The 24,966-nt window shown below is 71.6% G+C and carries 24 protein-coding genes; 9 read left to right on the top strand and 15 right to left on the bottom strand.

What is annotated here, in order from left to right:
• Positions 1-86: 86 nt before the first annotated feature.
• The 3 genes from HGK34_RS22840 to HGK34_RS15635 all read right to left on the bottom strand — a co-directional run bounded on the left by HGK34_RS22840 (position 87) and on the right by HGK34_RS15635 (position 3,008).
• Complete coding sequence (locus HGK34_RS22840; protein WP_201849087.1) at positions 87-1,325, bottom strand: CehA/McbA family metallohydrolase; 1,239 nt, start codon at positions 1,323-1,325, stop codon at positions 87-89.
• A gap of 112 nt (positions 1,326-1,437) precedes the next feature.
• Positions 1,438-1,845, bottom strand: coding sequence for a VOC family protein (locus tag HGK34_RS15630; RefSeq protein ID WP_201849089.1), 408 nt, complete (start codon positions 1,843-1,845; stop codon positions 1,438-1,440).
• Positions 1,846-2,015: 170 nt separating this feature from the next.
• Positions 2,016-3,008, bottom strand: a complete 993-nt coding sequence (locus HGK34_RS15635; RefSeq protein WP_201849091.1) for a DNA-binding protein — start codon at positions 3,006-3,008, stop codon at positions 2,016-2,018.
• Between the two features lie 389 nt (positions 3,009-3,397).
• Here HGK34_RS15635 and HGK34_RS15640 point away from each other — a divergent pair, with 389 nt between their 5' ends.
• Positions 3,398-4,411, top strand: coding sequence for a ribonuclease Z (locus HGK34_RS15640; RefSeq protein WP_201849093.1), 1,014 nt, complete (start codon positions 3,398-3,400; stop codon positions 4,409-4,411).
• Between the two features lie 42 nt (positions 4,412-4,453).
• Here HGK34_RS15640 and HGK34_RS15645 read toward each other — a convergent pair whose 3' ends face one another.
• Complete coding sequence (locus HGK34_RS15645; protein WP_201849100.1) at positions 4,454-4,909, bottom strand: SgcJ/EcaC family oxidoreductase; 456 nt, start codon at positions 4,907-4,909, stop codon at positions 4,454-4,456.
• Between the two features lie 178 nt (positions 4,910-5,087).
• Here HGK34_RS15645 and HGK34_RS15650 point away from each other — a divergent pair, with 178 nt between their 5' ends.
• Entirely contained in the window at positions 5,088-5,534 is a 447-nt protein-coding gene (locus tag HGK34_RS15650; RefSeq protein ID WP_201849103.1) for a MarR family winged helix-turn-helix transcriptional regulator, read from the top strand.
• 144 nt (positions 5,535-5,678) lie between these two features.
• Complete coding sequence (locus tag HGK34_RS15655) at positions 5,679-6,494, top strand: TIGR02452 family protein (protein ID WP_307816001.1); 816 nt, start codon at positions 5,679-5,681, stop codon at positions 6,492-6,494.
• Positions 6,495-6,543: 49 nt separating this feature from the next.
• Here the strand turns inward: HGK34_RS15655 and HGK34_RS22845 are convergent, their stop codons facing one another.
• Together HGK34_RS22845 and HGK34_RS15665 are read right to left on the bottom strand one after the other, a co-directional pair.
• Positions 6,544-8,052 carry a tyrosine-type recombinase/integrase gene (locus tag HGK34_RS22845; protein ID WP_307816002.1) on the bottom strand — a complete coding sequence of 503 codons (1,509 nt, stop codon included), beginning with the start codon at positions 8,050-8,052 and terminating at the stop codon, positions 6,544-6,546.
• 74 nt (positions 8,053-8,126) lie between these two features.
• A complete protein-coding gene (locus HGK34_RS15665; protein WP_201849105.1) occupies positions 8,127-9,509 on the bottom strand; it encodes an NAD-dependent malic enzyme in 1,383 nt (460 codons plus the stop codon).
• Positions 9,510-9,755: 246 nt separating this feature from the next.
• Between HGK34_RS15665 and galE the strand changes: the two genes are divergently transcribed.
• Positions 9,756-10,778 carry a UDP-glucose 4-epimerase GalE gene (gene galE, locus HGK34_RS15670; protein ID WP_201849107.1) on the top strand — a complete coding sequence of 341 codons (1,023 nt, stop codon included), beginning with the start codon at positions 9,756-9,758 and terminating at the stop codon, positions 10,776-10,778.
• Positions 10,779-10,792: 14 nt separating this feature from the next.
• Here galE and HGK34_RS15675 read toward each other — a convergent pair whose 3' ends face one another.
• The gene (locus tag HGK34_RS15675) at positions 10,793-11,962 is read right to left on the bottom strand and encodes an Lsr2 family protein (RefSeq protein WP_201849109.1); all 1,170 of its coding nucleotides are present in this window, start codon (positions 11,960-11,962) and stop codon (positions 10,793-10,795) included.
• Positions 11,963-12,291: 329 nt separating this feature from the next.
• Between HGK34_RS15675 and HGK34_RS15680 the strand changes: the two genes are divergently transcribed.
• Positions 12,292-12,657: a hypothetical protein gene (locus HGK34_RS15680; protein WP_201849111.1), complete on the top strand. Its 366-nt coding sequence runs from the start codon at positions 12,292-12,294 to the stop codon at positions 12,655-12,657.
• Positions 12,658-12,770: 113 nt separating this feature from the next.
• Here HGK34_RS15680 and HGK34_RS15685 read toward each other — a convergent pair whose 3' ends face one another.
• The gene (locus tag HGK34_RS15685; RefSeq protein ID WP_201849113.1) at positions 12,771-12,977 is read right to left on the bottom strand and encodes a hypothetical protein; all 207 of its coding nucleotides are present in this window, start codon (positions 12,975-12,977) and stop codon (positions 12,771-12,773) included.
• A 377-nt stretch (positions 12,978-13,354) separates the two neighbouring features.
• On the opposite strand from HGK34_RS15685, the gene HGK34_RS15690 reads away from it, so the two are divergent.
• Complete coding sequence (locus HGK34_RS15690) at positions 13,355-14,302, top strand: glycine betaine ABC transporter substrate-binding protein (protein ID WP_201849115.1); 948 nt, start codon at positions 13,355-13,357, stop codon at positions 14,300-14,302.
• Between the two features lie 112 nt (positions 14,303-14,414).
• On the opposite strand, the gene HGK34_RS23600 is transcribed toward HGK34_RS15690, so the two are convergent.
• Genes HGK34_RS23600 through HGK34_RS15705 form a run of 3 tightly spaced genes read right to left on the bottom strand, consistent with a single transcriptional unit; the run spans position 14,415 to position 16,958 of the window.
• Complete coding sequence (locus tag HGK34_RS23600) at positions 14,415-15,248, bottom strand: ABC transporter permease (RefSeq protein ID WP_307816003.1); 834 nt, start codon at positions 15,246-15,248, stop codon at positions 14,415-14,417.
• Complete coding sequence (locus HGK34_RS15700; protein ID WP_201849117.1) at positions 15,245-16,279, bottom strand: ABC transporter ATP-binding protein; 1,035 nt, start codon at positions 16,277-16,279, stop codon at positions 15,245-15,247. Before HGK34_RS15700 ends, HGK34_RS23600 begins: the two co-directional genes overlap by 4 nt.
• A gap of 19 nt (positions 16,280-16,298) precedes the next feature.
• A complete protein-coding gene (locus HGK34_RS15705) occupies positions 16,299-16,958 on the bottom strand; it encodes an ABC transporter permease (protein WP_201849118.1) in 660 nt (219 codons plus the stop codon).
• A 145-nt stretch (positions 16,959-17,103) separates the two neighbouring features.
• Between HGK34_RS15705 and HGK34_RS15710 the strand changes: the two genes are divergently transcribed.
• From HGK34_RS15710 to HGK34_RS15720, 3 genes are read left to right on the top strand one after another with little or no spacing between them, the layout of a single operon-like run.
• Positions 17,104-17,583, top strand: a complete 480-nt coding sequence (locus HGK34_RS15710; RefSeq protein ID WP_201849120.1) for a helix-turn-helix transcriptional regulator — start codon at positions 17,104-17,106, stop codon at positions 17,581-17,583.
• Positions 17,584-17,593: 10 nt separating this feature from the next.
• Positions 17,594-18,001 carry a VOC family protein gene (locus HGK34_RS15715; RefSeq protein WP_201849122.1) on the top strand — a complete coding sequence of 136 codons (408 nt, stop codon included), beginning with the start codon at positions 17,594-17,596 and terminating at the stop codon, positions 17,999-18,001.
• A 56-nt stretch (positions 18,002-18,057) separates the two neighbouring features.
• Positions 18,058-20,478 carry an ATP-binding cassette domain-containing protein gene (locus HGK34_RS15720; RefSeq protein ID WP_201849124.1) on the top strand — a complete coding sequence of 807 codons (2,421 nt, stop codon included), beginning with the start codon at positions 18,058-18,060 and terminating at the stop codon, positions 20,476-20,478.
• A 44-nt stretch (positions 20,479-20,522) separates the two neighbouring features.
• On the opposite strand, the gene HGK34_RS15725 is transcribed toward HGK34_RS15720, so the two are convergent.
• The 4 genes from HGK34_RS15725 to HGK34_RS15740 form a co-directional block, all read right to left on the bottom strand.
• Positions 20,523-21,290 (bottom strand): hypothetical protein, encoded by a 768-nt coding sequence (locus HGK34_RS15725; protein ID WP_201849126.1) that lies wholly within the window; start codon positions 21,288-21,290, stop codon positions 20,523-20,525.
• Positions 21,287-22,120: a transporter substrate-binding domain-containing protein gene (locus HGK34_RS15730; RefSeq protein ID WP_372433140.1), complete on the bottom strand. Its 834-nt coding sequence runs from the start codon at positions 22,118-22,120 to the stop codon at positions 21,287-21,289. The genes HGK34_RS15725 and HGK34_RS15730 overlap by 4 nt, the downstream gene beginning before the upstream one ends.
• 584 nt (positions 22,121-22,704) lie before the next feature.
• Positions 22,705-23,799, bottom strand: coding sequence for a proline racemase family protein (locus HGK34_RS15735; protein WP_201849129.1), 1,095 nt, complete (start codon positions 23,797-23,799; stop codon positions 22,705-22,707).
• Positions 23,786-24,898 (bottom strand): alcohol dehydrogenase family protein, encoded by a 1,113-nt coding sequence (locus HGK34_RS15740; protein WP_244666820.1) that lies wholly within the window; start codon positions 24,896-24,898, stop codon positions 23,786-23,788. The genes HGK34_RS15735 and HGK34_RS15740 overlap by 14 nt, the downstream gene beginning before the upstream one ends.
• Between the last annotated feature and the right edge of the window lie 68 nt (positions 24,899-24,966).

The following is a 24,966-nucleotide window of genomic DNA, read 5'->3' on the forward strand; positions in this document are numbered from 1 at the left end:
CATACGAGATGTAGCTCCGTCTCGTGGGCTCGGAGATGTGTATAAGAGACAGCCCCGAAAGCACCCAGCCCTGGCACCCGGCCCGCTCAGGGACAGACCGCCAGGAGCGTGCGGTCCACCGCCTCCAGGTGATGCGGCCCCGTCCCCGGACGGAACACCGTACGCTCCCCGCGCACCAGGCGGCGCCGGCCCTCGGCGTCGACCAGGACCGCGCCGTCCGCGTCCACCGCGATCAGGTCGCCCCCGGTGCGCAGCAGCACGGGCTCACCCGGTCCGGGAAACCGCGCGATCGCGGTACGGCCGGCGGCCACGGCCTCCAGGATCGCCTCGGGCGTGCGCTCGGCCGCCGCGACCCAGGTGGTCGGTGTCCCCGGCGGGAACCCCGCCTCGGGCGTGTGGAAGTCGGACCCGCCCAGCAGCACCGGCGGCTCCCCGCCCCGCGACCACTCCTTCAGGAAGGCCCACGGGGCGCGGGCCGCCGGGCTGAGGAACCACGAGATGTGCCACAGCTCCAGCGCCGTGCGGGCCCGGGCGTCGTGGGACAGGTCCGACAGCCAGGCGCAGTCCTCCTGGACGGGGTGGTTGACCGACATGACGCCGCCGCGAGCGGCGGTCTGACGCGACCACTGCTCGGCCGGGGCCCGGAAGTCGATCCAGCCGACGTCGCCGAAAGCGTTCGCGTGGCCGTCGTCGGTGGTGACCTCCTGGCCCGGCAGGAGGCACGTGTCGTAACGGGAGGCCGCCTCGGGCAGATGGGCGTGATGGGAGACGGTGTTGTGGTCCGTCACGGCCAGGAAGTCCAGCCCGCGCGTGGCCGCCGCGGCCGTGAGCTCGTGCAGCGACAGGCTCCCGTCCGAATGCGTGGAATGGGTGTGCAGATCGCCGGCGTACCAGGTCAGCCCCTCGGGTGCGGGCAGCCCGCGCTGGGACGCACGAGGGTTGGTCGGCGCCGGCGGCGAAGGGGGTTCGGGCTCGACGTCCGCGGCGTCGTCGTTCACGACCACGGTGACGGTCACGGGAATCGGGTCGGCCGTCACGGAGTGCAGGCCCAGCACCACGGCCCAGCCGCCGTCCGGCAGGCCGCCCGGCTCGTAGCCCGGAGTGGCCCGGGTGGGCCGGATGACGAAGCCGTCGCGTGCGGTACCCGACCATCCGCGCCACCGCTGCGGGTCGCGACAGCCCAGCTCGATCGACGCGGCGTGCCGGTCGTAGGACACGCGCACCTCGATCGCGTGGGCGCCGGACACGTCGAACGGCACCTCGACGTAACGGTGCGCGATCTGTTCCTCGATCCCCAGTAGCAGGCGTTCTACCTGGTGAGTCACGAGGCACGAGCCTAGCGGGAAGGGACGGCGCCTGCCTGCCCCCGGTGCGGTACGCGAGGGGACCGCACCGGGGGCGCCGGGGGCGCCGACCTGCCGGCCCGGGCCTCTCGCGCTACCCGGCCATCTGGACGTAGTGGGCGTTGTACATGACCCCGAGCACGTTGCCGAACGGGTCGACGACGGCCGCGGTCACGAAGCCGTCACCGCGCGGGGTGACGGGCTGGTACTCGGTGGCCCCCTTCTCCAGGAGCCGCTCGACGGTGCCCGGCAGGTCGTCGACGTGCCAGTACATGATCGCGCCGCCGGGCAGGTCAGGCAGGCCCGCCGGCGCGAACGCCCGGCTGACCAGGCCGAGCTCGGCCTGGTGGTCGCCGATGCGGAACTCGACGTACGCGGGCCGCCCGTCCGGACCGGGCCGGGAGAAGTACGGCTCGGTTCCCAGCAGGTCCGCATACCAGGCGGCAGCCGACCCGACGTCGTCCGCCCAGTAGTTGATCGTGGCAAATCCGCGCAGGCTCATGTCGTTCTCCATGGTGCAGCAGGGGCAGGAGTGCTCATCACAGCACGAGACACCGACATCGGAGCGAGTGCCGTCGAGCCGGCCGGCCCGGAGGATTCCGGGCTGGCGCCCGCCCGACACCTCCCGGCACTGCTCCACGCAGTCCTGCCCACGTCAGGAGACCTTCCCGCTCAGGCATCCGGCCCCGCCACGACGGAGACGTCCTGCTCACCCGGCCCGTCCGGCCGGGTCTGGCGGAGGGCTGCCACCTCCCCCTCCAGCCGGGCGGCCGCGACCGCCTGACGTGACGCCTCCGCCTCGGCGGCACCCCGGGCAGCCTCCGCCTGGGCGCGGGCATCACGCTCGGCGTCGAGCCGGCCCTGCGCGGCGGCCACCTCACGGGCGGCCTGGTCACGAGCGACCTCCAGGGCTTCACGTGCCACTCGTGCCTCCTCGCGCGCCACACCGGTGTCCTCCCGGGAGGCCGCCGCGGCCTCGCGGGCCTGGTCCAGGTTCTCGCGCAGCGCGGCAAGAGTTGCCTGCGACTGGGCATGAGCGGCCTCGGCCGCAGCACGCTCCCGGTCCGCGGTGGCTCGCGCGCTCTCCACGTCGCGCCGCGCCTGCTCGACGCCGGTCATCGCGGCCTGCACCCGGGCCAGCTCGTCGCGGGCCTCGCCGAGCGTCTTCTCCACGGCGGAGACCTCACCCTCGGCGCGGGCGCGGGCGGACTGGGCGGCCGTCCGGTCCCGGTCCGCGGCGCCGCGCGCCTCCTCGGCGTGTTCGAGCTGCTCACGCAGGTGGGCCAGCGTGCTGCGGGCCTCGGTGAGCTCGGCGGTCAGGTCGTCGACGGAGCGCGCGAGCTCGTCCGCGTCCCGGCCCGCCCGCTCCAGGGCGTCCCGCGCCCCGGCCAGCTCGGCGTCGTGGTCCTCGCGCGCCCGGCGGACCGCCTCCTGCCACAGTGCGGCGATCCCGCGCCGGGCGATCCGGGTGACGGCCTCGGGCGGGGTGTCGGCCTCGGTCTCGTCCGCCTGGCGTGCGGCGCGGTCCTCCCGCCATTCGCGCAGGAAGCGCGTGGCAGCCGCGTTGGAGCAGCCGGCGCGCTCGCGCACGGTCGTGACGGTGGGGGAGATGCCCTCGGCGGCGAGCGCCTCGATGGCTTCGACGACGCGTTCCTTGTCGCGCACGCGGATTCCTCTCGTGTCGTGCCGCCGTCCCGGGGGATCCCAGTTTTCGGCGGCCGATCGTAGTAGTGGTAGTAGCGCAATACTACTGCTACTACCGCCCTCACACCACCGACACCCGCTTTCATAGAGCGGGTGTCGGCTATGGAGAGAGCCCTGAGAACACACCGAAATCTGAGGGTCGTGAGCCCGCTCGACACCTCTGATGTGCATATGGTGAGCACTCGAATCCGGCTGATCTGCCTTGTGACCTGCGCTGATTCCGGACGCCGACGCGCACCGCGCCCCACCGGGCGAGCACGTCAGGGAACGAGCGCTGCCAGGCCCGGGCCCCGCCGCGACGCGGCTGGATTCAGCTGGATCCCGCACCTGCGCCGCGGGAGGATCAGGCCGTGACCCGCACCGCCGCCCGTGAGCTCGTCGTACTGGGCACCTCCAGCCAGGTACCCACCCGCACCCGCAACCACAACGGGTACGTCCTGTTCTGGGACGACCAGGCGATCCTGTTCGACCCCGGCGAGGGCACCCAGCGCCAGCTGATCCGCGCCGGCGTCGCGGCCTCGGACCTCACCCGGATCGCGCTCACCCACCTGCACGGCGACCACAGTCTCGGCCTGGCCGGCGTCGTGCAGCGGATCAGCCTGGACAGCGTGCCGCACACGGTGCCGATCAGCTTCCCCGCCTCGGGGGAGTCGTGGGTGCGCAACCTGTGCGACGCGACGGCCTTCTTCCACCGCGAGCGCCTCGCTCTCCAGCCGCTGTCCGAGAGCCCGCTGGTTGCGGCCGGTCGGCTGCCGTCCGGTCGGCTGCCGTCCGGTGCGGTCTCGGTGCCGCGCGTGCCGGGAGAGCGGCCCTCGGCGGCGGACGTGGGGCTGACCGCGCGCCGGCTGGACCACGGGATCGAGACGTTCGGGTACCGGCTGCAGGAGGCGGACTCGGTGTCGTTCGACCCGGAACGGCTGGCGGCACGCGGGATTGCGGGGCCCGACGTCGGGCGCCTGCGGCGCGAGGGCTCGGTGACGGTGCCGGGCGGCGGTGTCGTGCACCGGGACGAGGTGACGGTGCCGCGGCGGGGGCAGTCGTTCGCGTTCGTGATGGACACGCGGTTGTGCGATGCGGTGGGGGAGCTGGCCGACGGCGTCGACCTCCTGGTCATCGAGTCGACCTATCTGGAGCGTGACGCCCGGCTCGCGGCCGAGCACGGGCACCTGACGGCGCTTCAGGCCGCGCGGGTGGCGGCCGAGGCGGGCGTGCGGCACCTGGTGCTGACGCACTTCTCCCAGCGGTACGAGGCGGCCGACGGCAGCGGGGCGCTGGAGTTCGAGCGCGAGGCTCGCGAGGCGTTCGACGGCGGCCTCACCGTGGCGCGCGATCTGGACCAGGTTCCGGTGCCGCGGCGCGGGTGAGGAGTCGCGGGGGCGGTGGCGACGTCGGATCGCCGGCGTGGATCAGTGCCGGTCCACCCGGCCCGCGGGGGCTGTGGCGGGCTGCAGGGCGAAGGAGATCGCCTCCATGAGGCGGTTGTGCTTCGTCTTCTGGACGGCGGCGATGCGCCAGGTGCCCTCGGCGTCGCGGACCAGGGTGTAGGTGGCGCGCTTGCCGAGGTGCCGGGGACGCTTCCTGGCGACGTCTCCGCTGGTGACCGCGACGGCGACGTCGGGGGTGAGGAGATCGACCGAGAGGACGTCCGTGTGGAGGCGCGTGTCCTTGAGGAAGCTGTCGAAGAGCGCCTGATGGGCGCGTCCGATGGCCTCGGCGCCCCGGTAGACGGTTCCGACGAAGGTGACGTCGGTGGCGTCGGGGGTGAAGCAGGCGCCGTAGGCGGCGCCGTCGCCCCGGTCCCAGGCGTCCTGGCTGCGGCGCAGCACTGCGGTGATCTCGGCGGTGAGCTCGGCGGCGTTCATGAAAGGCGCTCCTTGGGTTGGACCGGGTGGGGTGGGTGGACCGGGTGGGGTGCTGCTGCGGGTGGACGGTGGAGCGGGTGGCCGGACGGGCACCCGCTCCCGTAGAATCTTCCGCAACACAGTTTCTTCGTTCGAGCAGTCTCTTCCTAGAGGAAGAGAATAGGGACAGGGTGACCCGATGTCAACGTCCGCGCAAGCCTCGCGGCTCTACCGGCGCTACCTGAGCGCGGTACTGCTGCACGGGCACGCCAGCGCCAAGGCCTGCGGCCTGGGCGCCACCGACCTGTACGCACTCAACATCCTCGAGCTGGCCGGATCCATGACCCCGGGCGAGCTCGGCGCCCGCGCGGGACTGACCACCGGCCCCACCACGCGGCTGATCGACCGCCTCGAACAGGCCGGCTACGTGCGCCGCACCGCCGATCCCGGCGACCGCCGCAAGGTGATCGTGGAGTCCGTCGGCACGCCGGCCCGGCTGGACGAGGTCATGGCACCGGCCCGGGAACGGATCGGCGAGATCCTGCGCGGCTACACCACCGAGCAGCAGGAAGTTCTCCTCGACTACTTCGGCCGCGCCGCCGACGCCTACGAACACGCCGCGGACCCGCGCCCGGACGACGGCTGACCGGCGCCGTGGAAGCCGCGGGCGCCGCGGAGGAGTACGCGGTGCTCGTCGCCGGCATGACGGCGGCCCGCCCGCGCGAACGCGACGACGTCACGCCGGAAATATTCGCTCGGCCCCCGCCGGCCCCTCCGACACCATGGGACCGTGACAGCATCACCTACCCGCAACCGTGAGCGACGTCGCGCCGTCGCGGCCGAGACCATGGACATCATCGAACGCGGCACCTACCGGCTCGACGGGCGAGAGGTCGAGATCGGCCCGGCCCTGACCCGCGCGGCCGCGGACACCCGCCTCGTCCTGCCCGGCGACACCGTGGCGCCGCCGGAGCCGGCTCCCGCGCCCGCCCGGATCGAGGTCACGGGGGAGACGAGCCTCGAGGCCGCCCGGCGGCTCGGCCCCGGCGCCGCCTGCCTCGTGTTCGCCTCCGCCCGCAACCCCGGTGGCGGCTTCCTCAACGGTGCGCAGGCGCAGGAGGAGGCGCTCGCCCGCAGCTCCGGCCTGTACGCCTGCCAGAACACCGTCCCCGAGTTCTACGACCACCACCGCGGCGAACAGTCCCTCCTGTACAGCGACCGGGTGATCGTCTCCCCGTCGGTCCCGGTGTTCCGGGACGACGCCGGCGCCCTGCTCCCCGAGCCGTACGCGGTCACGTTCCTCACCGCGGCCGCACCCAACCGCGGCGCCGTCGAGCGCAACGCACCCCAGGACGCGGCCCAGGTGCCGTCCGCTCTCGCGCGGCGTGCGGCCCGGGTGCTGGACGTGGCCGCCGGCCACGGCCTGCGACGCCTCGTCCTCGGAGCCTGGGGCTGCGGGGTGTTCGGCAACGACCCCCACGAGGTCGCCGGTGCGTTCGCCGGCGCGCTGCGGACCCGGCCCTGGTTCACGCACGTCACGTTCGCGACGTTCGACCCCCGACCCGGCCGGCCGGTGCTGCGGGCGTTCGAGGAGGTGCTCGGCTGAAGGCCGCCGCGCCGCCGGCGCCCGAGCCCCCGGCGCACGCGGCGTCCCGTCAGGAGGGCACGGCACGCAGCCGGGCAGGCGCGGCGTCAGGCACGGTGCCCGGCGCCCCCGCCGCGAACCCGGCCGACATCACCTCGCCCACCGCGTCCAGGTCGTCCTCGAACAGGCCCGCATACGTGGACAGGGTCAGCATCGGCGACTCGTGACCGAGCAGGCGCTGCACCGCCTTCACGCTCGCCCCGCCCGCGATCGCCAGCGACGCGGCGGTGTGCCGCAGATCGTGCAGGGTGAGCGTGTCGAAGTCCTCCGCACCGGGGGCGAGAGTGGTGCGCGCCAGCGTCGCCAGCAGGCGCGTGCGGGACACCTTCTGCCCGCGTGTCAGCCCGTCACGGTGTGCCTTGTCGAGCTCGGCCAGCACGGCCCAGGTCTCCGGCCCGCACGTTCCGGTGGGTTCCAGCCCGTGGTCGGCCTGGAGGCGACGGACACGGCCCGCCAGGACGTCGTCGTACACGGTGCGTCCGGCGGTGCGCAGGCCGGGGACGTCAGCCGGCCCGGCACCGTCGTCGGACCGGCCCGTGCGCCCGGAACCGCGGGCGACCGCCGCCCCGAGGATCTCCTCGATCAGCGAGACCGCCGCGCCCGCGGCCCGCACGGCGGGCCGGAACACGGACCGGTCGAAACTCTCACGGCGCAGCGGGGCTCCCGTCGCCCCGGGAAACAGGAGATCGCCGGGCACGCGGCCACCGGTGAGCGCGACGACGTCGTCGGCCACCACCGCGGGCAGCGGCACCTCGCGCCGCGCGTGCGTCTTGGTGTCCCCGAGCAGGAGCGTGCCGTCGTCGAGACGGGTGTAGGCCTTGGTCACGCCGAGGCGGGCACGCAGGGGGTCCACGTCGGACACGCGCAGCGCGCTGACCTCGCCCCAGCGCAGCCCCGTCAGAGCGGTCAGGAGGACGAGGGTGCGCGCCGGCGTTCCGGGCAGGCCCGCGGCGTCGGCCACGCGGCGCAGCTGTTCGTGGCTCAGGTAGCGGTGAGGTTTCGTCTTCGGGGCGCGGGGGAGTGCCGTCACCTTGCCCGACGCCGACCGGGCCGGGTTGGCCAGAAGCCGGCGGGCATCGACGGCGGCATCCAGAAGGGCGACCAGCAGACGCATCGCGTCCCGCCGGCGCGCCGCGGAGGCGGCCTCACCCGTGGTGGGAGAGGCCATCGTCGCCGACCAGCGCGTCACGTCCTCGTGCACGACCTGCCGCAGCGGCACGCCCCCGAAGCGGGGAGCCACCAGCGAACGGAACCGCTCCCGCTCCGCCTCCAGCGTGCGGGGGGCGCGGTCGGCACGGCCTGCCTGCCAGGCCTCGAACCACTCGGCGACCGTGATGCGGGAGGCCGCGGGATCCACCCACTCGCCGCGCTTGCCCGCCTCCTCCAGGCGCCTCGCGGTCGCGAGCGCCTCGCGCCGGGAGGACATCTGCCGGGTGCTGCGCAGCCGTCCGTCCACTCGGTACCGGCCCACGTGGACGGTGCGTCCGGTGCGGTCGGTGCGGGTCTCGGTGTAGGCCACGCGGGAAGACTAGTCGGGCATGCCGGACGGGCCGGCCCGCGACGCGCCGGGCCGATCCGGCCCGGCGCGCCCGGTCAGTTCCCGCTGACGCTGCGCACGGCACCCGCCACGGCCTCGGCGACGCGGTGGTCGAACACGCCGGGGATGATGAAGGCGCTGTTCAGCTCGTCCTCGCCCACGACGTCCGCGATCGCGACCGCCGCGACGCGCAGCATCTCCGTGGTGATCTGTGAGGCACCGGTGTCCAGCAGGCCGCGGAACAGGCCGGGGAAGGCCAGCACGTTGTTGATCTGGTTCGGGTAGTCGCTGCGGCCGGTCGCCACCACGGCCGCGCTCTGGCTCGCGGCGGCCGGGTCGACCTCCGGTGTGGGGTTGGCCAGCGCCAGGACGATCGCGTCCTCGGCCATCGTGGCGACGTCGGCGCCGGTGAGGATGTTGCCGGCCGACACGCCGATGAACACGTCCGCACCCCGCAGGCCCTCGGCGAGGGTTCCCGAGAAGTCCTCGGCGTTGGTGTTCTGCGCGATCCAGTCACGGTGCGGGTCGCCGCTGAGGCTGTCGGCCCGCAGCGCGCCCGAACGCCCGAACGCCACGACGTGCTGGGCGCCCTGGGCCTTGAGCAGCCGGATGATCGCGTTGCCGGCGGCTCCGACGCCGGAGACGACGACGCGCACCTCCGGCAGCTTCTTGTCCACCACCTTCAACGCGTTGATCAGGGCGGCGAGCACCACGATGGCGGTGCCGTGCTGGTCGTCGTGGAAGACGGGGATGTCGAGCTCGGCGCGCAGGCGGGCCTCGATCTCGAAGCAGCGGGGAGCGGCGATGTCCTCGAGGTTCACGCCGCCGTACACGGGCGCGAGGGCCTTGACCGTGCGGATGATCTCCTCGGTGTCCGTGGTGTCCAGGCAGACCGGCCAGGCGTCCACGCCGCCGAACTCCTTGAACAGTGCCGCCTTGCCCTCCATGACGGGCAGTGCCGCGGCCGGGCCGATGTCGCCCAGGCCGAGCACGGCGGTGCCGTCGGTCACCACGGCGACCGTGTTGCGCTTGATCGTCAGGTGGCGTGCTTCCTCGGGACGGCGGGCGATCGCCTCGCACACGCGGGCGACCCCGGGCGTGTAGGCGCGGGACAGGTCGCGGCGGTTCCTGATCGGCGCCTTGGTGGAGACCTCGATCTTCCCGCCCAGGTGCATGAGGAACGTGGAGTCGCTGACCTTGAGCACGCGCACGCCCGGCAGCGCGTCGAGGGCGGCGACGATGCGGTCCGAGTGGTCGCCGTCGATCGCATCGCAGGTCACGTCCACCACGAGGCCCTCGTGCGTGGAGTGGGCGATGTCGACGCCGGTCACGGCGGCACCCGCATCGGCGACCGCGCCGACCACGGTGCTGGTGGCGCGCTGCGAGGCGGGAACCTCCACGCGCAGGGTGATGGTGTAGCTGGGGCTGGGCAGAGCCAAGGGTCTTTCCTCCTGTGGTCCCGGCAGGCACCACGCATCGGCCGGGCCGGTCCAACGGCACGGTCGAAACGGTACGAACGGGACTCGTCGTGCGGTGAAGCGAACGTCAGAGGCAGATCCGTGGCGTGGGTCGCGGGTGGGCGGACGACACACGGAGAAGAGAGGTGTGGGTCAAGGATGACATCCACGGTGCCGAAGCGCGAAGTCCGCCCGCGTGATGCGGGCGGACCCGGGTACATTGCCGCCATGCGCGTTCTTGTCTCCGGCGGTGCCGGCTACATCGGCTCCCACACAGTCCTCGCCCTTCTCGACGCGGGGCACGACGTCGTCGTCGTCGACGACTTCTCCAACAGCAAGCCCACCGTGCAGGGACGCCTGGAGGCGCTCAGCGGCAAGCACGTGCCGTTCCACGCCTTCGACCTCACGGACGCCGACAAGACCGAGCAGCTGTTCGTGCACGAGCAGATCGACGCCGTGATCCACTTCGCCGGGTTCAAGGCCGTGGGCGAGTCGGTCTCCGAACCGCTGCGCTACTACCAGAACAACCTCGACGCGACGTTCTCGCTGCTGCGCGCCATGCAGCGCAGCGGGGTCTCGAAGTTCGTGTTCTCCTCCTCGGCGACCGTCTACGGCGAGAACGCCCCCGTCCCGTACCAGGAGGACTACGAGTACCTGTCCGCGTCCTCGCCGTACGGGCAGACCAAGGTCGTCATCGAGCGGGTCCTGTCCGACGTCGCCGCCGTCCACGAGGGCTGGAAGGTCGCCCTGCTGCGCTACTTCAACCCTGTCGGCGCCCACCCGTCCGGGCAGATCGGGGAGGACCCGCAGGGCATCCCGAACAACCTCATGCCGTTCATCGCCCAGGTCGCCGTCGGCCGTCGCGAGCGCCTGACGGTGTTCGGCGACGACTACCCGACGGCCGACGGGACGTGCGAGCGGGACTACATCCACGTGATGGATCTTGCCGAGGGGCATGTCGCGGCCCTGGAGCATCTCGGGGACCTGGCCGAGCCGGTACGGGCGTTCAACCTCGGGACGGGGACGGGGACGTCGGTGCTGCAGATGCTGCACGCGTTCGAGCGGGCGACGGGCAAGGAGCTGCCGTACGAGGTCGGTCCGCGGCGGGCGGGAGACCTGGCGGCGTTCTGGGCGGACCCGGCGCGGGCGAACACGGAGCTGGGCTGGAGGGCGACCCGCACGATCGACGAGATCTGCGCGGACACGTGGCGGTGGCAGTCGGCGAACCCGCAGGGGTACCCCGGCGCGTGAGCGGGCGCGGCGCCTCAGTTCTGCGCGTCGCGGGCTTCCTCGAACGCCCGGACCACGTCCCAGGGGATCTTCTCCTCGGGTTCGATGGCGTAGCCGTTGGCGGCGGCCCAGGCCCGGATGGCCTTGGGACCGGCGCCGGTGGCGACGGCCGGGCGGGCGCTGCTGCCGGTGTTGTCCACGACCTTCGGGAAGTCGACGGGTGTGGCCTCCACGATGGGTTCGAGCACCACGGACCACGGCACGCCGAGCAGTGAGGCGAGCTGGAACAGTTCGCCTCGTTCCTCCTGGGCGTAGCGGTCCTCCTCGATCGCCTGGGCGATCAGGGTGTTGATGAAGGCGCGGTGCAGTTCGGTGGGGTCGCCGACCCGCAGGAGGGCCGCGGCTTCGTGCAGGATCCGCAGGGCGGGGTTTCCCGCGGGCTCGTCGCGGCCGGTGCGACCGCCCCGGGCGGGGGGCTCGGGCTGCGGGAGCCGCTCCTGGGCGAGAGCCTCGGCGAGCATGGTCAGGTACGCGTGCTCGTGCCCGGTGGTGTCCGCGGCGCCGTCGGCGAGTTGTCGTTCGTTCAGGTGCCGGAGTGAGGCGGTCGGCGTGGCCGGCTCGACGAACCGGTAGAACGTGGGGCGCGGGCGGGGCGCTGCGGCGCGGGCGGGTCGTTCGGGCCAGGGGTACACCCAGGCACGCAGGGTGACCCCGGTCAGCTCGTGCGTGGGCGTGACACCGCCGGCGCCGTCGATGAACCGTACGAGCAGTTCGGCCGTGGCCCGCGCCTGCCCGTTCGCGTCGGTGCCGGCCCCGGCGACCCCGGCCGCCGTGCAGCAGTCCACGAGCCGGCGCCGGCTCAGGCGCGGCAGGTAGCTGAAGCTGGCCTCCAGGGTGGTGACCTGCGCGATGGTGGGCACGTCCCATCCGGAGCGGGTCATGACACGGCGGAGCATCTCGACGCCCAGGCGTCCGTTGTGCGTGACCACGGCCATCTGCGACAGCAGCCCGCGCAGGTGCGTGCCCTGGTCGGCGAACGTGCCGTCGTCCAGCGTGGTGCCCCATTCGTCGACGAGGCCGCCTGCCTCGTCGAGCCGGACCACGGCGAGGTCGCGGACGGTGTCGTTCTCCAGGTCCAGCCCGCTGGTGGTGAAGCCGAGGACGGCGTACGCGGGCGTGCCGGTCTCCGACCTGGCCAGTGTCATCGTCCCGTCAGCTCCCTTGCCGCAGCATCACCCTGGGTTCGACGGCGTGCCACGAAGGCCGCTGAGGGCGGGCGTGGCGCCCACCGCGGACCACCGTCGGCCCATAGAGTGCCACCAGGCCAAATGGTCCGAAAGTCGAATCGCCGCCGAGAGGCATTTCACGCCGCGAGGAGGCGTCCGCGGGGCTCGATCGAGACCCCTGGTAGCGCTCTGGCCTGCGTGAATGCACAATGGATCGCGGATTATCACAAGTTGGACAAGGAATCGCGTCCGGCCGTGTCGCCGGCACCGGGGACGCAGAGAGTGAACCTGCAGAGAGCGAGATCAGCATGGCGAAGCTGACGGTCATCGACTGGAGGGCGCTGGCCGCGCTCGGCCTGGGCATCCCGTACGCGGCCCTGTGGCTCGCGGACGCCCGGGCCACGGGGGCCGGCCTCACCGAGAGCGTCCCGCGCTGGGTGGACTGGTGGTCGGACGCCGTGAGGAACCTGATGAGCACGGGGGAGCTGACGTTCCCGATCTGGTTCTTCGCGCTGGTGCTGCTGCTCGGCGGGGCGGGGCTGGCCCTCGAGCCGGTGATCCGTGAGCCCGCGCAGCGGCGCTATCCGGTGATCAACCTGGTCGTCGCGTTGGGCATGTTCGCGGCGTTCGCGTTCGCGGCGTGGAGCGTCGGGGTCGAGTACTACACCGCGTGAGCACGTACCGCACCGCATGAGCGAGGCCCCGGGGCTCGTGCCCCGGGGCCTCGCGTGCGCCGCGACGGTGACGCGTCACGGCGCACACCGTGGCAGTCGTGCGCTCCGGCGTCTCACAGCACGCCGAGAGCGGTCTTGACCGCCTCACCGAACACCACGCTCCCCGCGACGACCAGCGCGAGGAGTGCGATCCCCGACGCCACCAGCGGGATCCACGCGCTGATCTCGCGAGGAGCGGTGTACCTGTCGTTCCCCGGCACCGGGCCGGACCCGAAACCGGGGTCGGTGAGATCACCTCTGCCCATCGTGATGTTGCTCATGGCTTGCGCCCCCTCGTCGTCATCTTGCCTGCCTGCGATGACTTGTTGCGCGGCGTTTCCCTGCCGAACGCCTCTCTTCCATGGACGCACGAGATCCACATCTGGATGCATGGAAGCCGGTTACGGTCCCATCACGATGCCGGGAGCGAATCGGGCAACCGATTGTCACCCGGGGCAATCCACCGGTGCGGCGGCTCGCGTCAAGGACGGATCACGCCCGATGGAGGGGTGGTCATGTCTCGGTGTTGTCTCGATCGAGTCGCCGACGGCGTTCCGGAGCGTCGTCGAAACATGAGCGCGTTACGTTGGGCCCCGCCTCAAGCGGGACGAACGAGCCCGCAAAGGGCACGACTTGATAGCGACCAGGGAGTACATCCATGCGAACCCGCGGAAAGCTCAACGCCGCGGCCGGCCTTGCGGTCGGCCTCGCCGCCAGCCTGACCTTGACCGCGTGCAGCGGTAACGACTCGTCCGGCGGAGGCGACGGCCGGCTCAACGGCGTCAGCATCACGGTCGGGTCCAAGGACTTCACGGAGAACATCCTGCTCGGGGAAATGCTGGTCCAGGCCCTGGAGGCCGAGGGGGCCGACGTCACCTCGCAGACCAACCTGGGCGGCACCTCGGTCGCCCGCGACGCGCTGCTGGCCGGCGAGATCGACGTGTACCCGGAGTACAACGGCACGGGCTGGACCGTCCACCTCGGGCACGACGACCCGAGCAGCGACCCGGCGGAGCTGTTCCAGGTCACCGCCGACGAGGATCTCGAGACGAACGACATCAAGTGGGTGGGCACCACCCCGTTCAACGACACCTACGGGTTCGCCGCCAACGGCGACCTCGCTGCCGCCGAGGGCGGTTTCGACTTCCAGGGCATGGCCGACTACCTCGAGGCCAACCCCGACGCGTCCCTCTGCCTGGAGACCGAGTTCCCGGACCGCCCCGACGGGCTCATCCTGTTCGAGGAGGCCACCGGCTACGAGGTGCCTCAGTCCCAGATCCAGATCCTGGACACCGGCCTGATCTACACCGAGACCGCGGCGGGCAACTGCGACTTCGGTGAGGTCTTCACGACCGACGGCCGCATCGAGGCGCTCAACATCGACCTCGTCGAGGACCCGAGCGTCATGATCGTCTACAACGCCTCCTACACGTTCAACAACTCCGTGTACGAGGAGAACGCCGACGTGTACGACGAGCTGGTCGACACCATCTTCGCCCCGCTCGACAACGCCAAGATGGCCGAGCTGAACGCGAAGGTCGACGTCGACGGCGAGAGCGCCGACGACGTGGCGATGGAGTACCTGCAGGAGCAGGGCCTGCTCTGAGGCGCCGCGCCCTCACGACGGAAGCGGGGGGCGGGCGGCCGGGACACCACGCGAGAACGTGGTACCGGCCGCCCGCCCCCCGCTTCCGTGCTCGGCAGGGCGCGCGGGGCGCTTACAGCCCCCGCGGGTGCAGGAACCGCTCGGCCAGCGCGCCGAGCCAGTCGAAGGTGAGTGCGACCAGCGCCACCATGATGGCGCCGACCAGGAGTACCGGGTCCTGGTTGAGCTTCAGGCCCGAGTTGATCGTGATGCCGAGCCCGCCCCCGCCGATCAGGAACGCGAGGGTGGCCATGCCGATGTTGATGATCATGGCGGTGCGGATGCCCGCCACGATCACGGGCACGGCGAGCGGCAGCTCGATGCGCAGCAGGGTCTGCAGGCGGGTCATGCCCATGCCGCGCCCCGCTTCCAGCGTGCTGCGGTCGACACTGTCCAGGCCCACCATCGTGTTGCGCAGCACAGGCAGGATCGCGTAGACCACCAGGGCGACGATCACGGTGCGGGCGCCCTGGCCCAGCAGCGCCAGGAAGATGATCAGCAGACCGTACGCCGGCAGCGCCTGACCGGAGTTGGCGACCGTCAGCACCGCGGGGCCGATCTTGCGCACCCCGCTGCGGGTCAGCAGGACGCCCAGCGGCACGGCGATGGCGATCACCAGGAGCGTGGACCAGAACGCGATCGTCAGGTGCTGGGTCAGCTGGGGCCGCAGCTTGGTGTCCCAGTCCAGCGCGGAGGACACCTGGATCTGGGCCGTGGTGCCCACGCCGAGGCTCTGGTAGTAGAACCACAGGACCAGGGCCAGCGCCACGATGAGGACCGGCGCGAGCAGGAGCGAGAACCGGCGCCAGAGGCGGGTGGTGCTCGTGACGCTGACGACGGCCGCCTTCGCGGCGTCGTCCTGGTCCGCCCGCCGCTTGGTGATGACCGGCGCGACCGACTCGCTCACGATGCCGCCTCGAGCTCGTCGTAGTGGCGGCGCGCCTCGTCCTGGGCCGTGCGCAGCGCGTCGCTGAGGTGGCTCAGCTCCACCACGCCGGCGGGCTCACCGGAGTCGTCGAGCACGATGGTCTTGCCGTCCGCGGTACGCAGCATCTCCTCGAGCGCCTCGTACAGGGTGGCGTCCGCCGTGATCGTGCCCGTGGGCTCGGCGCCGGACTCGCCGTTGCCGTTCGGCCCGTCGAACGGCGCGAGGTCCAGGTCGCCGACACGCTCGAACGCGAGGCCCTTCATCGCCGTGCCGGCGCCGATGAAGCTGCGCACGAAGTCGTCCACCGGGTAGGCGAGGATGCGCTCCGGGGTGTCGGCCTGGTGCACCACGCTCTGCTTGCCCAGGATCGCGATCCGGTCACCCATCTTGATGGCCTCGTCGATGTCGTGCGTGACGAACACGATCGTCTTCCTCAGCTCGTCCTGCAGCCGCAGGAACTCGTTCTGCAGGCTCTCGCGCGTGATCGGGTCGATGGCGCCGAACGGCTCGTCCATCAGCATGATCGACGGGTCCGCGCCCAGGGCCCGGGCGACGCCGACACGCTGCGCCTGGCCGCCGGACAGCTCCTTCGGGTAGCGGCCCCCGTACACGCGCGGGTCGAGACCGACCATGTCCAGCAGCTCGTCCACGCGCGCGGAGATCTTCTTCTTCTCCCACTTGAGCATCTTGGGGACCGTGGCCACGTTCTCCGCGATGGTCTGGTGCGGGAAGAGACCGATCTGCTGGATCACGTACCCGATCCGGCGGCGCAGCTGGTCCGGGTTGACGTCGGTGACGTCGTCCCCGTCCAGGTAGATGCGCCCTCCGGTGGGCTCGATCATCCGGTTGATCAGCCGCAGCGTCGTGCTCTTGCCGCAGCCGGACGGCCCCACCAGGACCAGGATCTCCCCGGGGTCGATGTCGAGGGTGAGCTCGGAGACCGCCGGGGTGTCGGTCCCCGGATAGACCTTGCTCACGTGATCGAGTCGGATCTTCGGTTCGACAGCCATGAGTTCCTTACCTTCGCGTTCAGGCCCGTAGGCCGCGGGAGCTGGTCAAGCGCTGGATGAGAGACAGCACGGCGTCGAGCGCGAGCCCCAGGACGACGGTGAAGACCGTCCCGACCCACACCGACTCCACACTGTTCGGCAGTCCCAGACGCGTGAGGCCGCCCTGGATGAAGACTCCGAGGCCACCGCCGCCCACCAGGATCGCGATCGCCGCGATGCCCACCGTCAGGAGCGTCGAGATGCGCACGCCCGTCATGATCAGCGGCCAGGCCAGGGGCAGACGCACCCGCCACAGCTGCTGCGCCGGGCTCATGCCCATGCCCCGGGCGGACTCGACCACCGCGGGGCTGACCTCGTCCAGTCCTGTCACGGTATTGCGCAGGATCGGCAGGATCGCGTAAAGGAACAGGGCCATCATCGCGGGGCTGTTGCCCGGCCCGACCAGCGGGATGAAGAGCGCGAAGAGCGCGAGCGCCGGGATCGTCAGGAAGATTCCCGAGATCGCCAGGGCTATCGCCTTGCTGGTGGGACGTGACTGCACGTAGATCCCGAGAGCGACGGAGAACACCGTCGCCAGGATGACGACGGTCACGGTGATCTGGGCATGCTCCAAGGTGGCCTCAAAAACGTCGTCGCTGTGCCCGACGACGTAGCTCCACCAGCTCTGCAATCCGTCCACGCGCGCCTTCCCCCATATTCGAGTTATCTCTCACACCACTCTTACGGGTGCATCACCATACACAAGCCTGACACGAACCATGTAAAAGGCTGGCAACGACACTGCAACACTACGCCCCTCGTGACACACCTGAGATCATCGTCAAATGAGTACATCAGCATCCGAACGCGAGCGCCTGCGCGTCCTCGCGCTGCTGCGCCGCGTGCGGGACCGGATCGACCGGGAGTACGCGCAGCCGCTGGACGTGGAGGCGCTGGCGAGCGGGGTCCACCTGTCGGCGGGGTACCTGAGCCGCGAGTTCAGGCGGGCCTACGGCGAGTCACCGTACTCGTACCTGATGACGCGGCGGATCGAGCGGGCGATGGCGCTGCTGCGCCGCGGGGAGCTGAGCGTCACCGAGGTGTGCTTCGCCGTGGGCTTCTCCTCCCTGGGGACCTTCAGCACGCGGTTCGCGGAACTGGTGGGCGTGCCGCCCAGCGTCTACCGGACCGACGGGGCGGGCGACGTCGCGGGCATGCCGCCGTGCATCGCCAAGCAGGTGACGCGGCCGGTGCGGAACGGTCCGGCCCCGGCGGCGGGCCTGCCGGTCAGGAATCAAGAAGCGTCCCCGGCCGCACGCCCCTAGCGTCAGGGGCATGGACATCACGATTCACCACACGTTCCTTCCGCACACCGACCCGGCCGAGTCGCTGGCCTTCTACCGTGACATCCTCGGCTTCGAGGTCCGCGGCGACGTCGGCGGCGGCGCGATGCGCTGGATCACGGTCGCTCCCAAGGGGTCGGACACCTCGGTGGTCCTGACGCCGCCGGCGGCGAATCCGGGCATCACCGAGGACGAGCGCCGGACCATCGCGGAGATGATGGCCAAGGGCACCTACGCCACGCTCGTCCTGGCCACCCCCGACCTGGACGAGGTGTTCGACACGATCCAGGCGGCGGGCGCCGAGGTCGTCCAGGAGCCGGTCGACCAGCCGTACGGTGTCCGGGACTGCGCGTTCCGCGACCCGGCCGGCAACCACGTGCGCTTCAACGAGGTGAAGTGACCCCCGTGCGCCGTAGGTTTCGCGAAGCGGTGCGGACCGTCGTGGAGACTGAGGACATGATCACCGACACCCCAGCGACCGGCACCGATGCAGCAGCCCCCGACGGGGCGCGGGCCACCCGGCACCCGGCGGACAGCCACGACGTGATCCGGGTGACCGGCGCCCGCGAGAACAACCTGAAGGACGTGGACGTCCAGCTCCCCAAACGCCGCCTGACGGTGTTCACGGGGGTGTCGGGATCCGGCAAGAGCTCGCTCGTGTTCGGCACGATCGCGGCCGAGTCGCGGCGGCTGATCGACGAGACGTATTCGACGTTCGTGCAGGGGTTCATGCCCTCGCTGCCGCGGCCCGACGTCGACCACCTGGAGGGGATCACGACGGCGATCCTGGTGGACCAGGAGCGCCTGGGGGCGAACGTCCGCTCGACGGTGGGCACCGTCACCGACGCGCACGCGATGCTGCGCAGCCTGTTCAGCCGGATCGGCCGGCCGTACGTGGGGCCCCCGGCCGCGTTCTCGTTCAACGTGCCCACCAGCAAGGCCAGCGGGGTGATGAGCACGCAGAAGGCCGGCGGGAAGGTCGACAAGGCCGTCGTGCGCGAGCAGGTGTACCTGGGCGGCATGTGCCCGGAGTGCGAGGGGCGGGGGAGTGTCTCGGACCTGGACCTGTCCGTGATCGTGGACGAGAGCAGGTCCCTGTCCGACGGCGCGATCCTGGTGCCCGGCTACACCGCCGACGGCTGGATGGTGCGCGGGTTCGCCGAGTCCGGGTTCGTGGACCCCCGCAAACCGGTCCAGGACTACTCCGCCCAGGAGCGCGAGGACTTCCTGTACAAGGAGAAGACCAAGGTCAAGGCCATGGGGATGAACTTCACCTACGAGGGGCTCATCCCGAAGATCCGCGCCTCGATGTTCAGCAAGGACCCCGAGTCCCTGCAGCCGCACCTGAGGCGTTTCGTGGAGGCGGCGGCCGTGTTCGGGCCGTGCCCGGCGTGCGAGGGCACCCGGCTGAACGCCTCGGCCCGGTCGGCCAGGATCCGCGGCAGGAACATCGCCGAGGTCTGCGCCATGCAGATCACCGACGCCGCGCAGTGGGCGCGGACCGTGGACGATCCCGGTGTCGCGCCGCTGATCGCCGGCCTGCTGCACCTGTTCGACTCGTTCGTCGGCATCGGCCTGGGCTACCTGTCGCTGGACCGTCCCGCCGGCACGCTGTCCGGGGGAGAGGCGCAGCGCACCAAGATGATCCGGCACCTCGGCTCGGCGCTGACCGACGTCACGTACGTGTTCGACGAGCCGACGATCGGCCTGCACCCGCACGACATCCAGTTGATGAACAACCTCCTGGTGAACCTGCGCGACAAGGGCAACACGGTGCTGGTCGTCGAGCACAAGCCCGAGGCGATCGCGATCGCGGACCACGTGGTCGACCTCGGTCCGGGCGCCGGGACCGACGGCGGCACCGTCTGCTACGAGGGCACGGTCGACGGGCTCGCGGCCGCCGACACGCTGACCGGCAAGCACCTGGGCTACCGCGCCCGGCTCAAGGACTCGGTCCGCACCGCCACCGGCGCGCTGGAGATCCGCGGGGCGGACCAGAACAACCTGCGCCACGTCGACGTCGACGTCCCCACCGGCGTGCTGACCGTCGTGACCGGCGTGGCCGGCTCGGGCAAGAGCTCGCTCGTGCACGGGAACCTGGCCGGGCGCGAGGGCGTCGTCGTCGTCGACCAGGGCGCGATCAAGGGGTCACGCCGCTCCAACCCCGCCACCTACACCGGCATGCTGGACGCGATCCGCAAGGCCTTCGCCAAGGCGAACGGCGTCAAGCCCGCGCTGTTCAGCGCGAACTCCGAGGGTGCCTGCCCCACGTGCAAGGGCAACGGCATGATCTACACCGAGCTCGGCTTCATGGAGACCGTGGCCACGCCCTGCGAGGACTGCGGCGGCAAACGGTACCGCGCCTCCGTCCTGGAGCACCGGCTGGGCGGGCTGAACATCGCCGAGGTCCTGGACCTGTCCGTGAGCCAGGCCCACGAGTTCTTCGGCGGACCCGACTCCGGCGTCCCGGCGGCGCGCACGCTGCTGGGACACCTGCGCGAGGTCGGACTCGGGTACCTGGCGCTCGGGCAGCCGCTCAACACGCTCTCCGGCGGAGAGCGCCAGCGCCTCAAGCTCGCCGTGCACATGAGCACCAAGGGTGGCGTCCTCGTCCTGGACGAACCGACGACGGGCCTGCACCTCGCCGACGTCGAGAACCTCCTGCGCCTGCTCGACAAGCTGGTCGACGCCGGCCGGTCCGTCATCGTCATCGAGCACCACCAGGCCGTCATGGCGCACGCGGACCGGATCATCGACCTCGGGCCGGGCGCCGGGCACGACGGCGGGCAGGTCGTCTTCGAGGGGACCCCCGCGGACCTCGTCGCGGACGCCTCCACGCTCACGGGACAGCACCTGGCGCGGTACGTGGGGGAGTGACCCCGGGGCGCTCCCGGCCCTTCCCGGCCGGGAGCGCCCCGGGGTCAGTCGTGCAGCACCACCTTCGTGAACCGCAGGTCGACCCGGCACACCTCGTCGTCGTGCAACTGGTCGACCGAGACCTCCAGCCACGCGGAGGCCGTCGCGCCGGTGACCGACACGTCGGCCGGCTCCCCGGACCGCGCACGCACGGCGGTCCCGGCATTCCCGTCGACGTACGGGGTGACCACGACCCGGGCCGGCTCGACGCACGTGCCGGTGCCGTCGGGCGACCGGTTCGCCACGTGCCCCACCACCGTGACGTGGTCCCGCACCGGGGGCCGGCCCGGCAGCAGGACCGTGGCGGCGTCGCACTCGTCACGGCGGTCGGGCGCGCCGTCGGGACCCTGGACGTAGCAGTCCTGCAGGTCCGTCGCGCCGCTGGTGGTGACCGTTCCCGTCACCGGGACGGACGAGGCGGCCACGTAGAACCACGCCAGGTACACGCCCGAGGCCAGGACCAGGACGAAGGACCCCCCGATCGTCCAGGCCAGCCTCTGGTGCCGCACCGCGGCCCGCGCGAAACGTACGGTCCACGGCTCGGCGGCGTCCTTCAGGACGTACTGGTTCATCCGCGGGATGCTCACCACGGCCGCACTTCCACCACTGGTCAGCGCAAGATAGCTGACGATCAGCGCGAGCGCGTCGACCACGGACCCCTCACCGAGCGCGAACTCGATCACCACCGCGACGAGGCACCCGGCGACACCGAGCCCGATCACCGCGCCACGACGCAGCGAGGAGCCGCCGAGCTGTCTCGCGGCCGTACTCACGCCTGCCCGCCGTCGGTGCACCGCTCGTAGTCGGCCGGCCGGAACTCCTCGGGCGACGTCACCTCGGGAAGCGCGTTCTCGAACGCGTCCGTCCACCACTGGCTGACGATGGCCGCGTCGATCGCCTCGGTCAGCGCCTCGCACAGCCGGACCTCACCGTAGGGGATCCCGATGCCGTACAGCTCCTGGTGCCCGAACACGTCGTCCAGCACCGTGAGACTGCCCTCCGCCTCCTCCTGCAGGGGCGACCTGGCCGCGGCGAAGCCGTACAGGATGAGCTGGTCCGTCGAGACGGCGTCCACGTCACCCTCGATGAGGGCCCGCGTGCACTGGCCGAAGCCGTCACGCTCGTCCAGGATCGCGTCCGGGAGGAACCGGACGAGCTGATCGGCGGACGTGGTACCGCGCGCGGCGCACACGGTGTGCCCCGCGAGATCCTCCAGGCCGGCGATCCTCGAACCGTCCCGCACCATCACCCCCTGCTGGGTGCGCGCGTAGGGCCCCGCGAAGGAGACGACGTCCTTGCGCTCGTCGGTGATCGAGTATGTCGCGATCACCAGGTCGAGCTGTCCCGAGATCAGCGCCGTCTCCCGCTGGGCGCTCGCGATCCGGGTGGGCGTGACGGTGAACCCGCAGTAGTGGCCGAGCCAGCGGGCGAACTCGTAGTCGAACCCGCTCCAGCTGGCGTCGTCGGGCGCGTAGCTCCACCCGGGCAGGTCGCTGTGCAGGCCGATCGTGACCCGGTCGTTGTCGTCGCGCGGAACGGCCTGGACGCACGCCGGTTCGGCGCCTCCGCTCGGGGCGCAGCCGGAGGACAGGGCCAGCGCCAGGGCGCAGAGGGGAGCGCTCACCAGCCTGAGCAGCCTTGTCGTCATGCAGGGGACCGTAGCAACCCGTGCCGGTGTAATCCAGGTTTCCTCGGAATTGACGGATATGCCGTGCGGTACCAGCCGTGTGGCCGCGGGGCGGCGGTACCGGGTCGAGTCGCCCCTGATGTCCGCCGCGCAGCTCACCACGGGGGGTCTCGGAGGGGATAGTTCCGATAAGACCATTGTGTTGCGCTATACACCATTGTCTGATGTTCACGACGGCGCGCCGGCCGCCGGCGACGGGGGTGCGCCACCGGCGGCCGGCGCCCGGCGTGCGTGACTCGACAATTCGGACAGCGTCGTCGCGCGCGACCTCGGGGCGCGACCGGCAGCCGGCCCGTGCCGCGAGCGCCACCGGCGTCGAGTTCTCCCGGCCGGGCCTGCCGGGAGAGCGCCCGCCGGGAGGCCCTCCGAGCCGCGCGGCAGGGAGAACGCGCGGCGCCTCAGGACGGGCGACTCAAGGCGATCGCACGGGTCCGGGGAGGGCTCCGCCGCGTCGAAATGACATAATGTGCATTATCGGTTCGCGGCTGTTCCTGTGTGGGCTACCGGGTGGTGACGCCGGCCGGGGCGTTCGCCGAACCGGACGGCGGCTGCGACAGGACGTGCTCCAGGTCGGACTCGTCCACCAGCGGATCGTCCAGGTCGACCGTGATGTGCGAGTGCGCCATCAGGCGCGCGCCGCCCGTGATGGTCGAGTGCAGCGCCGGGTAGTCGCCCACCTGCGCGTTGTCCATCACGGTGCCGACGAACCGGCTGCCGCGCGGCGAGACGGTCTCGAGCTCGTCGCCCTCGTGGATCTCGCCGCGTCGCGCCATGAGCGCCAGCCGCGCCGACGTCCCTGTTCCGGTCGGGCTCCGGCACAGCACGCCCGGATGCACGTACGTCGCCGACGGCGACTCGTACCGCACGTGCCCCTCGCCGGTCCGGCCCGTCTCGCGGACCGGTCCCATGAAATGGGCGAACGGCAGCGGGCCGACGTCGCCCAGTTCCGGGTGCACCTGCAGGAGACCGGGCCGTGCCGCCCGGACGAACGCGTCGCCGAACGCGGTGAGCGCGATCTGCTCGGTGCTCCCCAGGCCGAACCCGTGGCGCGAGGCGTCGATCATCGCGTAGTACGCACCGCTCCACACGAGGTCGAAACGCACCTCGCCGTAGTGCGGCACCTGGACCGACAGCCCCTGATCGGCCACGTAGGCCGGCTCGCCCTGGGTCGTGACCGACACGACACGCCCGTCGGTGACACGCGCACTGACCCGCGCGAGACCCGCCGGGGACTCCAGGACCACGTTCTGCAGCCCCTCGCGCATCGGGATCATGCCGCTGTGCAGGAGCGCCGTCGCGGTGCAGATGGTGTTGGACCCCGAGTACAGCGGATACCCCATCGCCTCCATGATGATGTAGCCGGCCTGCGCCTCGGGATGCGACGGCTCCACGATCAGGTCGACGGACATCGCCGGGTCGCCGTAGGGCTCGGACAGCAGCAGCCGCCGCAGCCCGTCACCGTCGCGCTGCAGGTAGCGGGCCTTGTCCAGCACCGTGGCCCCGGGCAGGGGCCCGACGCCGGCCACCACGATCCGGCTGACGTCTCCCCCGGACTGCGTGTCCAGGAGTTCCAGGGTCCGTTCACGATGCCGCATGGGGCGCTCCCACCGTGGTCCAGTGCCGGTCGGGCACGACGACGAGCTTGCCGATGTAGGTCTTGCTCATGAAGGCGCGCTGCGCCTCGTGGAAGTCGGACAGCCGGTAGGTGCGGTCCAGCAGCGGCCGGATGTCGCCGTTCTCGATGTACCGCACCAGCCGGCGGAAGGCCGTGCGCGTGCCCTGCGAGGAGCCGTGCAGCTCGAGCTGCTTGAGGTACATGGTGCGCAGGTCGAGATCGACCACCGGACCGCCGATCGCGCCCGCCGTCGTGTAGCGGCCCTCGGGCCGCAGGATCCGCAGCAGCGAGTTGAACATCGGCCCCGCGACCAGGTCCGCGACGACGTCGACCGGACCGTCGACCATCCGCTCCACCGCGGCCACCAGGTCCGGGGCGTCCCGCAGGACGACGTCCTGGGCACCGATCGCCCGCAGCGCGTCCTCCTTGCCGGGGCTGGACACGGCGTACGGGATCGCGCCGCGCACGCGCGCCAGCTGGAGGATCGCCGAGCCGACACCGCCCGACGCCCCGGTCACCAGGACCCGCTCCCCCGACGCCAGCCGCGCCCGGTCCAGCATCTGCTCGGCGGTCAGGTACGCGCAGCAGAACGTGGCCAGCTCGGCGTCGTCGATGCCGGAGGTGATCTCGTAGGCGTTCTCGGCCGGCACGGTGACGTACTCGGCGTAGCCGCCGTCGCGCCCGTGACCGATGTAGTCGATGTCGGCGAGGCTGTCGTCGCCCTCGGGCCGGTTGTAGATGCTGAAGTCCACCATCACCCGCTCCCCGACCCGCTCGGCGGGCACGCCGGGACCGACCGCCACGATCTCCCCGACCGTGTCGGTGCCCTGGATACGGGGGAAAGTCAGGGTGGAGCGGCCACGCCGCCACGTGGACACGGAGCCCGGATCCGTCTCCGTGCCGTACGCGCCCTCGCGGACCCAGACGTCGGTGTTGTTCATGCCGCACGCATGGACGTCGATCAGGACCTCACCGGGGCCTGGCGTGGGCGTCGGGACGTCGTCACTGTAGACAAGCTGGTCCAGGCCCCCGTGACCGAGGAGCCGCACCGCCTTCATCACCCCTGGTATCGGCGTCATTCCTGCGAGCATAGGGGCACCGCGGCCCAGGCGCCGACCAGGCGCCGACCAGATCGCGGCCAGGTCGC

Origin of the sequence: Myceligenerans indicum (genome assembly GCF_016742955.1) — a bacterium.
Taxonomy (GTDB): Bacteria; Actinomycetota; Actinomycetes; order Actinomycetales; family Cellulomonadaceae; genus Myceligenerans; species Myceligenerans indicum.

What these genes read in the sequence shown, in the direction of transcription:
- HGK34_RS15630 (WP_201849089.1), bottom strand. Translation starts at nt 1,845, where the DNA reads ATGAGCCTGCGCGGATTTGCCACGATCAACTACTGGGCGGACGACGTC.
- HGK34_RS15645 (WP_201849100.1), bottom strand. Translation starts at nt 4,909, where the DNA reads ATGAACGCCGCCGAGCTCACCGCCGAGATCACCGCAGTGCTGCGCCGC.
- HGK34_RS15650 (WP_201849103.1), top strand. Translation starts at nt 5,088, where the DNA reads ATGTCAACGTCCGCGCAAGCCTCGCGGCTCTACCGGCGCTACCTGAGC.
- galE (WP_201849107.1), top strand. Translation starts at nt 9,756, where the DNA reads ATGCGCGTTCTTGTCTCCGGCGGTGCCGGCTACATCGGCTCCCACACA.
- HGK34_RS15675 (WP_201849109.1), bottom strand. Translation starts at nt 11,962, where the DNA reads ATGACACTGGCCAGGTCGGAGACCGGCACGCCCGCGTACGCCGTCCTC.
- HGK34_RS15680 (WP_201849111.1), top strand. Translation starts at nt 12,292, where the DNA reads ATGGCGAAGCTGACGGTCATCGACTGGAGGGCGCTGGCCGCGCTCGGC.
- HGK34_RS15685 (WP_201849113.1), bottom strand. Translation starts at nt 12,977, where the DNA reads ATGAGCAACATCACGATGGGCAGAGGTGATCTCACCGACCCCGGTTTC.
- HGK34_RS15690 (WP_201849115.1), top strand. Translation starts at nt 13,355, where the DNA reads ATGCGAACCCGCGGAAAGCTCAACGCCGCGGCCGGCCTTGCGGTCGGC.
- HGK34_RS15700 (WP_201849117.1), bottom strand. Translation starts at nt 16,279, where the DNA reads ATGGCTGTCGAACCGAAGATCCGACTCGATCACGTGAGCAAGGTCTAT.
- HGK34_RS15710 (WP_201849120.1), top strand. Translation starts at nt 17,104, where the DNA reads ATGAGTACATCAGCATCCGAACGCGAGCGCCTGCGCGTCCTCGCGCTG.
- HGK34_RS15715 (WP_201849122.1), top strand. Translation starts at nt 17,594, where the DNA reads ATGGACATCACGATTCACCACACGTTCCTTCCGCACACCGACCCGGCC.
- HGK34_RS15720 (WP_201849124.1), top strand. Translation starts at nt 18,058, where the DNA reads ATGATCACCGACACCCCAGCGACCGGCACCGATGCAGCAGCCCCCGAC.
- HGK34_RS15735 (WP_201849129.1), bottom strand. Translation starts at nt 23,799, where the DNA reads ATGCGGCATCGTGAACGGACCCTGGAACTCCTGGACACGCAGTCCGGG.
- HGK34_RS15740 (WP_244666820.1), bottom strand. Translation starts at nt 24,898, where the DNA reads ATGACGCCGATACCAGGGGTGATGAAGGCGGTGCGGCTCCTCGGTCAC.